The sequence below is a fragment of the Methylibium sp. genome (assembly GCF_013817365.1).
Taxonomy (GTDB): domain Bacteria; phylum Pseudomonadota; class Gammaproteobacteria; order Burkholderiales; family Burkholderiaceae_C; genus Methylibium.
In genome coordinates this window covers 1-1,911 of record NZ_JACDCU010000522.1, presented here as the reverse complement: position 1 = coordinate 1,911, position 1,911 = coordinate 1, and the positions used below count along the sequence as shown (strand labels likewise).

Below are 1,911 nucleotides of genomic sequence, written 5' to 3'. Positions count from 1 at the left end.
GAACTACCCATTGGCGGTTCCTTCGGGCACCGCAAGCACCGCCCGCTCAGCCCGACCCAGTCTGGCGGGCGGTTTGCTTTGCGCTGGCTTAAAATTCGCGACTTCATCGGCCGCCCCGGCCGACCGCAGCAAGAGCGAGAAAGGCAGTACGGGTTATGACACCGCGAACTACGACCCTCTCCGACAAGGTTGCCCTGACCGCGGCTTGAACGCATACGTTCGTCTTGCCTGCCAGCGCGGTCGCTCACCGCGCTTTTCTTTTTTCAGAGGTCCCAGACATGGTTTCGATCCAGCTCCCCGATGGTTCCCGGCGCGAGTTTCCGGGCCCCGTGACGGTGCATGAGGTCGCGGCGTCGATCGGGCCCGGCCTGGCCAAGGCGGCGCTCGGCGCTCGCGTGGGGCAGGGCGACTCCGCGCGGTTGGTCGATACCGGTTACTGCATCGAGGACGACACGTCCTTGGCCATCGTGACCGACAAGGATCCCGATGGCGTGGAATTCATCCGCCACTCGACCGCGCACCTGCTCGCCTATGCCGTCAAGGAGCTCTTCCCCGATGCGCAGGTCACGATCGGCCCGGTGATCGAGAACGGCTTCTACTACGACTTCTCCTACAAGCGCCCCTTCACGCCCGAGGACCTGGCCGCCATCGAAGCCAGGATGGGCGAGCTGGCGAAGAAGGACGAGAAGGTCGAGCGCCGCGTGCTGCCGCGTGACGAAGCCGTGGCCCATTTCAAGGCGATGGGCGAGCACTACAAGGCGGAGATCATCGCCAGCATTCCTGCCGGGGAGGACGTTTCGCTCTACCGCGAAGGCGGCTTCGAGGACCTGTGTCGCGGCCCTCACGTGCCGAGCACCGGCAAGCTCAAGCACTTCAAGCTCATGAAGGTGGCCGGCGCCTACTGGCGCGGTGACCACCGCAACGAGATGCTGCAGCGCATCTACGGTACGGCCTGGGCCACCAAGGAGGATCTGCAGCAACACTTGCACAGGCTCGAAGAAGCGGAAAAGCGCGACCACCGCAAGCTCGGCCGCGAACTGGATCTCTTTCACCTGGACGAGCACGCGCCCGGCCTCGTGTTCTGGCACCCGAAGGGCTGGGCCCTGTGGCAGCAAGTCGAGCAGTACATGCGCGCCGTCTATCGCGACAACGGCTACCTGGAGGTCAAGGGCCCGCAGCTGCTCGACCAGGGGCTGTGGGAGAAGACCGGCCACTGGGACAAGTACCGCGAGAACATGTTCGTCACCGAAAGCGAGAAGCGCGACTACGCGCTCAAGCCGATGAACTGCCCGGGCCACATCCTCATCTTCAAGCAGGGCATCAAGAGCTATCGCGATCTGCCGCTGCGTTATGGAGAGTTCGGCCAGTGCCACCGCAACGAGCCCACCGGCGGGCTGCACGGCATCATGCGGGTGCGCGGTTTCACGCAGGACGACGGTCACGTCTTCTGCACCGAAGAGCAGATCCTCGAGGAGTGCGTGGCCTACACGGCGCTGCTGCAGAAGGTCTATCGCGACTTTGGCTTCAGCGACATCGTCTACAAGATCGCCACGCGGCCGGCGGCGCGCATCGGCTCCGACGCGGTCTGGGACCAAGCAGAAGAAGCGCTCATGGAAAGCCTGCGCCGCTCCGGCTGCAGGTTCGAGATCGCCGCGGGTGACGGCGCCTTCTACGGCCCGAAGATCGAATACACGCTCGAGGACGCGCTCGGCCGGCCCTGGCAGTGCGGCACCATGCAGGTCGATTTCTCCATGGCCGAGCGGCTTGATGCCGAATACGTGACCGAATCCGGCGAGCGCCGCAACCCGGTAATGCTCCACCGCGCCATCGTCGGCAGCCTTGAGCGCTTCATTGGCATCCTGATCGAGCAGCACGCCGGCGCCTTCCCGGCTTGGCTGGCACCGGTGCAAG

At 64.8% G+C, this 1,911-nt stretch carries 1 protein-coding gene; it reads left to right on the top strand.

Going from position 1 to position 1,911, the window contains the following annotated elements:
• Nucleotides 1-278 precede the first annotated feature (278 nt).
• On the top strand, nt 279-1,911 hold a 1,633-nt coding region (gene thrS / locus H0W38_RS20770; RefSeq protein ID WP_292457764.1), incomplete at its 3' end, for a threonine--tRNA ligase.